This window comes from Thermosyntropha lipolytica DSM 11003 (genome assembly GCF_900129805.1).
GTDB classification, from domain to species: Bacteria; Bacillota; Syntrophomonadia; order Syntrophomonadales; family Syntrophomonadaceae; genus Thermosyntropha; species Thermosyntropha lipolytica.
Window position 1 is genome coordinate 1 of record NZ_FQWY01000057.1, and the last position, 6,200, is coordinate 6,200.

General features: G+C 42.6%; 7 protein-coding genes and 1 pseudogene. 5 read left to right on the top strand and 3 right to left on the bottom strand.

Features of this window, described 5'->3' with window-relative positions:
• The 3 genes and pseudogenes from BUB92_RS11745 to BUB92_RS10450 all read right to left on the bottom strand — a co-directional run.
• Window positions 1-180 (bottom strand): annotated as a pseudogene (locus BUB92_RS11745) (IS4 family transposase); the annotation flags it as partial.
• Between the two features lie 235 nt (window positions 181-415).
• Entirely contained in the window at window positions 416-1,201 is a 786-nt protein-coding gene (locus tag BUB92_RS10445) for a CoA-transferase subunit beta (protein WP_073093475.1), read from the bottom strand.
• A 14-nt stretch (window positions 1,202-1,215) separates the two neighbouring features.
• On the bottom strand, window positions 1,216-2,313 hold the full coding sequence (locus BUB92_RS10450; RefSeq protein ID WP_073093476.1) for a CoA transferase subunit A: 1,098 nt from the start codon (window positions 2,311-2,313) through the stop codon (window positions 1,216-1,218).
• A 416-nt stretch (window positions 2,314-2,729) separates the two neighbouring features.
• Here BUB92_RS10450 and BUB92_RS10455 point away from each other — a divergent pair, with 416 nt between their 5' ends.
• The 5 genes from BUB92_RS10455 to BUB92_RS10480 all read left to right on the top strand — a co-directional run.
• Entirely contained in the window at window positions 2,730-2,915 is a 186-nt protein-coding gene (locus BUB92_RS10455; protein WP_143156943.1) for a hypothetical protein, read from the top strand.
• Between the two features lie 84 nt (window positions 2,916-2,999).
• Complete coding sequence (locus BUB92_RS10460; protein ID WP_073093479.1) at window positions 3,000-3,782, top strand: ParA family protein; 783 nt, start codon at window positions 3,000-3,002, stop codon at window positions 3,780-3,782.
• On the top strand, window positions 3,754-4,593 hold the full coding sequence (locus tag BUB92_RS10465; RefSeq protein ID WP_073093480.1) for a ParB/RepB/Spo0J family partition protein: 840 nt from the start codon (window positions 3,754-3,756) through the stop codon (window positions 4,591-4,593). The genes BUB92_RS10460 and BUB92_RS10465 overlap by 29 nt, the downstream gene beginning before the upstream one ends.
• 296 nt (window positions 4,594-4,889) lie before the next feature.
• Complete coding sequence (locus BUB92_RS10470; RefSeq protein ID WP_073093481.1) at window positions 4,890-5,588, top strand: hypothetical protein; 699 nt, start codon at window positions 4,890-4,892, stop codon at window positions 5,586-5,588.
• A gap of 458 nt (window positions 5,589-6,046) precedes the next feature.
• A partial coding sequence (locus BUB92_RS10480; RefSeq protein WP_159432333.1) for a helix-turn-helix domain-containing protein occupies window positions 6,047-6,200 on the top strand: 154 nt, incomplete at its 3' end.

The window sequence follows — 6,200 nt, forward strand, 5'->3', positions numbered from 1 at the left end:
TCTATTCATCTTTTTGCCTAAGAAAGCAAGCAAAAAGATAAACTCAAAAATCTGTTGAACGTTTACCCCGCTTGCTTTGCGAATGTTGGCAGCACGGAGTAACTGGTTGATCTTTAAAACCTTAAATAGTTTTGAAACTTCAGTTGTGACCTTTTCAGACGGATTAATTTGTTGTATCATTTAATCACGCATCCTTTCCGTTTGGATTGTTTTGGTTTCTTCCTTAATACCATTTTACCAAACGGGGATGCGTTTTTTGTTGTCAACAACAATTTTTTTGCTCAGTTACCCCCGATTTATTGCTGTTTGAGCAGGGTTTTCTGGATGCGAAACTTGAGAACAATAATTTAAAAATTTTGCGCTGAAGGGGGATTTAAAGAAAGCAAAAAGCTGCCCACCCGGGCAGCTTTTTACCTTATCTAGGAGGAAAGGCGATAAAGATTTTTTGCGGGTCTACTTCATTGCGCAGGACTTCCAGCACATCCGGAGGCGGGGTTTCGGTTACCGGGATTTCTCCTTCCGGTACCAGGAGCTCAAATCCGGTACAGGCCTGGGCGATTTCTACGGTTATGCCCGGGTGCAGGCTTTTTATCCGCATCCGTTTGGTTACCGGTTCAAAATCATATACCCCTATCTGGGTAATGACGGCAACTGGTCCGTTGCCTAAAAGGCCTGCTTCTTTGCGGGAATTGCCGCCGTATAAATGTCCCGGGCTGGTTATGAAATCCAGCTTAGCCGGAAATTTTTCCGGGGTCTGTAATCCGACTATGACAGTATTTTCAGTAAGGGAAATGAGGTCATTCCCTCCGCCGCTGCCGGTTAGGCGGGCTTTGGGATTCAGAAAGTCATTACCTATTATATGGGTATTAAGGTTGCCGTACATATCAACCTGAGCTGCTCCCTGGAAAGCAACATCAACATAGCCATTGGCAGCCTGGGCAAAAGATAAAGCCATTTCCATAGTAATAGGTGATTTTCTCCAGGTAACCGGGTCGGCAACTGACCAGGGCATGGGGCCTTCGATCGGGTCCTGGCCGCCGCTTTCATAAACCAGGGTTATGTTGGGAGCATGGGTTTTTTTGGCCAGAATGGCTCCTACCATGGGAAGGCCGGTTCCTACATAGACTATCTGTTTATCTTTTATGTGTCTGGATACTACATAAGCCAGCATTTCTAAAGGGTTAGCCGGTGCAACTGACATAATACAACCCCTCCTTATTCTTCATCCCATTTCGGAATTACGCTTTCATAGCTTAAATCTATGCCGTCATCTTCGTTGGTGCCGTTTAAAGCCCTTTCAATTACCTGATGTTTATTGAGCCAGCGTACTCCGCCTAGTTTTTCCAGGAAGTCAAACTGGTCTTTGCAGCTGAATACCCAGTAGTCCCAGAAACTTTCTAAATATTTGTCATCTTTGCCAGATAAAGCGATTCTTATTCCCCACTCCCAGAATTCCCGGGACCAGTAGTAATAGCCAGGACAGTTACCGGGAAGAGCGCCGTAAGGCAGATGGACTACGGCATCTACGAACATGAAGGGGATAACATTTGTATTGGTGGTGTTACGCAGGTCGGATTCAGGTACAATTTCTTCTGCGGTGATTATTACTTTGCGGCAGGCAGCAGCTAGGGCTATATCATTTACCGCCGGGCCGTAAATGCGCGCATTGCCATATTTATCAGCCCACTGCACATGGATGAATACAACATCCGGATACAGGGCTGGAACCAGGCATACCGGGTCTTTTTCTTTTTTGAACGGGTTGTCTACCACCTTTACATAAGGATTGTATTTTACCATATCACTGGCGATCATGGATTTACAGGCCAGATAAGGAGCGCCGAGCTGAGCAGCTTTAAATCCAAGTGCCATAGCGCCGTGGCTCCATTCGGAGAGGATTTTGACCTTTTTTTCTTTTACCGCTTTGCTGTAGCTGCGGTCTGTTCCTCTCATTTCTGCCCCTAGATAAGAGTTGTGGGAATACTTAAATGTTCCGTAATGAATACCATAACTATGGTTGGTGTTAGGGGAGCCTATGCCCTGGAGGTTTTTCTTGCCCTGGCGCATTACTTCAAAGAGCGCCTGCAGAGGCGTGCGGACATAGCTGAAACCGCTATCAGCATAAATATCCCCATCTTTTACAAATTCTTGCACGGCTTCTTTAAGCGACATGCGCTTATCAACTTTGCCGCGCTCTTTTTTAAGATGGGCTTGTCTGGCGGATTCTCCGTCGATAAGGCGGTCTAAAATACTTGGGTCTTCAATCTGCAGATTTTTGAGCGCTTCCTGGTTGTACTCAAACTTGCTTGCCATCATAATCCCCCTTACCCTCTCCAGTTTTGTTGTGGTGATGTGGTTTGGTAATACAATATATTGCTGGATGGAAAGCGATGTTCTCTGGTGTAATAAAAACGCGATTTATAACATATTGTGACATAATTATAATACAAAAATATATTTTATTACATATGAAATTAAAAGAAATTAAATTTTCTATTTTCAAATTTTTATGAGAATTTATATAAAACATAACTTAGGCGATCAATATAATTGCCGGGTAATGCCAAATGGAGCCCGGGCGGTTATTATAAAAATGTTTCACGTGAAACATTTTTAAAGTATAATCCTTTTTAGGGAAAGGCCTATTTAAGGGGTAGAGTTTTTATTTTTTCCTGTGGGGATTTTTTGATCTGTTAAGGCTGATGGGGATTGATGGGATGAACTGTTGTTTGGCGAGCAAAGATTTGCAAACAACAGATAAAAAACAATCAAACACGGCTAAACATGGCCCGAATGAAAAATATATATTGGGGAGCTGTGCCGGAAAAGTTAAAATAGGAGGGAAAAAGCCGGCTGTCCCAGCAGGAAGATATGTCCAGAAATCTAGGTTTGCAGCAGAGGGATACTTAATTTAGTTAATTTAAATTAAGCTTAAGGAAGGTTTTTGGATTATGCATCGAGAAATATTTATCTAATCTGGGTAAAGGAGTTTGGCTATTATGGGTAAGATAATAGCGGTTGCCAATCAAAAAGGCGGGGTAGGTAAAACTACCACAGCTATAAATCTGGCGGCGGCGCTGGCCGAAATGCAATATAAGATATTGATAATTGACCTGGATCCCCAGGGAAATGCGACCAGCGGTTTGGGGATAGAAAGGAGCAGGCTTAAAAGATGTATATATAGTGTTATATCCGGAGAGGTGGAAAGCGAAGAGGCAGTCATAAATACATCTATCCCCGGAGTCAGGCTTATTCCTTCCACAATGGGGTTGGCAGGTGCGGAAGTGGAAATGGCCGGACAAGAGGGAAGGGAGAAGATATTAAAACACAAAATATCACCTCTGGTTTTTGCTTATGACTACATCTTTATTGATTGTCCGCCTTCTTTGGGTTTGCTTACGCTAAATGCCCTCACCGCATCCCATTCGGTGCTTATACCTTTGCAGTGTGAATATTATGCTCTGGAAGGCTTGAGCCAGCTCATAAACACGGTAAACCTGGTTAAAAAGAGGTTTAATCCGGAACTGCAGATAGAAGGCATAGTATTTACGATGTTTGATGGCAGGACCAATCTGTCGATTCAGGTGGTAGATGAAGTAAAAAAACACTTCCGCAAAGAAATATATCGTACATTGATTCCCCGGAATATAAGGCTCAGCGAAGCCCCCAGCCATGGCAAGCCGATTACCTTATATGATCCCCGTTCCAGAGGAGCGGAGGCTTACCGGGAATTAGCCAGGGAGGTAGTAGAGCGTGAAAAAGAAAGAAAGAGGATTAGGTAAAGGACTGGAAGCCCTTTTTGGTGATGCCGGAATCGAAGCGGGAGATGAATTAAAGGTAGTAGATATTCCCTTGGATGATATCTTCCCGCGTGCGGACCAGCCCCGACAGGTATTTGATGAAGAAAAACTGGCGGAGCTTGCCGCTTCTATAAAGGAAAATGGAGTTTTACAGCCGATACTGGTGCGTTCAGTTCCCGGAGGATATGAAATAGTAGCGGGAGAAAGGAGATTTAAGGCCGCCAAAATGGCAGGGCTTACCCGCATCCCGGCTCTGGTAAAAGAAATCGCTGATGAAAAAGCAGCAGAAATAGCCTTGATTGAAAATCTGCAGAGAGAAGACCTTAATCCCGTAGAAGAGGCGCGTGCCCTTAAAAATATGCTGGAACGCTTTGGCTATACCCAGGAGGAACTGGCAGAAAGACTGGGGAAGAGCCGGGCTTATATTGCCAATGCGGTAAGGCTTCTCAATTTGCCCCCGGAGGTTTTGAAGTTTTTGGAAGAGGGAAAACTGACAGCCGGGCATGCCCGGGCTTTACTGGCTATCGAGGATGCAGCAAAACAGATTGCTATGGCCCGGGAGATAGTGGAAAAAAATTTGTCAGTACGGAAGGTAGAAAAAAAAGCGGCTGCCCGCAGGAAAAGAGCTGATGAAAAAATTCCCGAACTGGTAGAGGTGGAAGAAAAGCTGCAGGATTATTTGGGGACCAGGGTTAAGGTAACGAAAACCCGACGGGGAGGGAAAATTGAGATAAATTATTACAGCGAAGATGACCTGCAGAGGATTCTGGAATTATGGGGGATAATAGGATAGAACGGAATAAAAGCCGGCAGGACAGGTACATAGCCGGCTTTAACTATTTTGTTTCACGTGAAACAATAATAAGCGTACCTTTTGTGTCTTATTTTTTGGTTGCAATTAGCCGGGAAAAAATCGAGTTGAACTTTTGGTTTAAACCCTGCCCTTCTTTTTTATATTAGCCTGCATATGAGAAGCTTTTCCGCAAATGTTTTCTCAGGTATAATGTAATTAAATACCAGAAATAGGGTTTTGGCTGCAACAGGGGATATAGGCTAGCGATTAGGGATTACAAGGGGGAGCGTTTCTGTATGTACAATTACAGCTACATGTGGGAGATAAAGGAAGGGTATGAAGTGGAAGCTGGCATTTGTGAAAACAAGGAGAAAATTCCTGATGTTCTTAAATTAAAAACAGACAAGCCTTTTATTATCTATGCCGTGACCGAAGTGGTTGACGATAACCAGGGAGAACTATACATATGCAACTGGGGAAGAAAGAAAAAATCATTTATTAGAGAGGCAGGAAAAGAGCTGTTAACCAGGCTTAAAAATTTTTACCAGAATCAGTTTTTGATAGCTTCTGATTATGATGATCCTCCAGAAATAACCGCTCATTTGCTTAAGGTTCATATCGAGGATGTTTATAACTGTGGGGGAGACAAAAGGATTAATATCAAAAAATACAAGGAGAACTGGGGATTTTTTGAAAAAATGAGTGATCAGGAATTAAGAGAAGAAGGTGATTTGTGGTGGGAGGGGGCGCCTTTTATCTATAATGGATATGTAAAAATTTATCACCAGGAAAAACTGCAGGAGATGAAACGATATGATTTTATGGCGGCTTCTTTATTAATAAAAGAGGGAAAAAATATCAATATAATAACTACCAGAGAGTGTGAGCTAGGAGTAATACAGAAAATGCTCTGTTTTTTAATGGAAGCGGCAGTTGAATATGGTGAGGATAGAGAGGAAATAATGCAGGAGTGGATGGATTTTATCGCGAGATGAGCCTTAAGGGTTTAGGAGCAGAATTTGAGTTAAAGGGAAAAACTCTTATCCTTTTGTTTAATTTAGCTTCTACTTTAGGCAACGAAATTAGTATAGAAGTTTAATATATAAAAAAATTACAAAACCTGATCCTTATAATTAAAGAAATTAATAAGTGCAAAAATCAGAGAGGGAACGCTTTATGGACGAGATACAAATTAAGGGTTTTTAACTGTTAACCAAAATATACTAAAACATTACTTTTTATGATATAATACCTACATTAAGTTAAGCGAATGGGCAAAAAAACAAGGAATTAACTATAAAACCGCCTGGAAGTGGTATAAAGAAGGCAAGCTGCCTGTCCCGGCTTACCAGACCCCAACTGGGACAATACTGGTTAAGGTCGGCGAAGAAAAAGAGGGAGGGCAGAAGGTCAGCCAAAAACCGGGTAAAAAAAGCCATGGAGGCCATAGAGAATGCTGGTGAATAAAGCCTACCGGTATGAATTAAAACCTAATCAGGAACAGCTAACCCTTCTCAAAAAACATGCCGGCTGTGCCAGATTTGCCTGGAACTGGGGACTTGCGGAAAGAATAAGGCTCTGGGAAGAAGAAAAGAAAAGCACCAATG

Excerpts from the sequence above, each read along its gene's own strand:
- BUB92_RS10450 (WP_073093476.1), bottom strand. The coding sequence starts at position 2,313 with ATGGCAAGCAAGTTTGAGTACAACCAGGAAGCGCTCAAAAATCTGCAG.
- BUB92_RS10460 (WP_073093479.1), top strand. The coding sequence starts at position 3,000 with ATGGGTAAGATAATAGCGGTTGCCAATCAAAAAGGCGGGGTAGGTAAA.
- BUB92_RS10445 (WP_073093475.1), bottom strand. The coding sequence starts at position 1,201 with ATGTCAGTTGCACCGGCTAACCCTTTAGAAATGCTGGCTTATGTAGTA.
- BUB92_RS10470 (WP_073093481.1), top strand. The coding sequence starts at position 4,890 with ATGTACAATTACAGCTACATGTGGGAGATAAAGGAAGGGTATGAAGTG.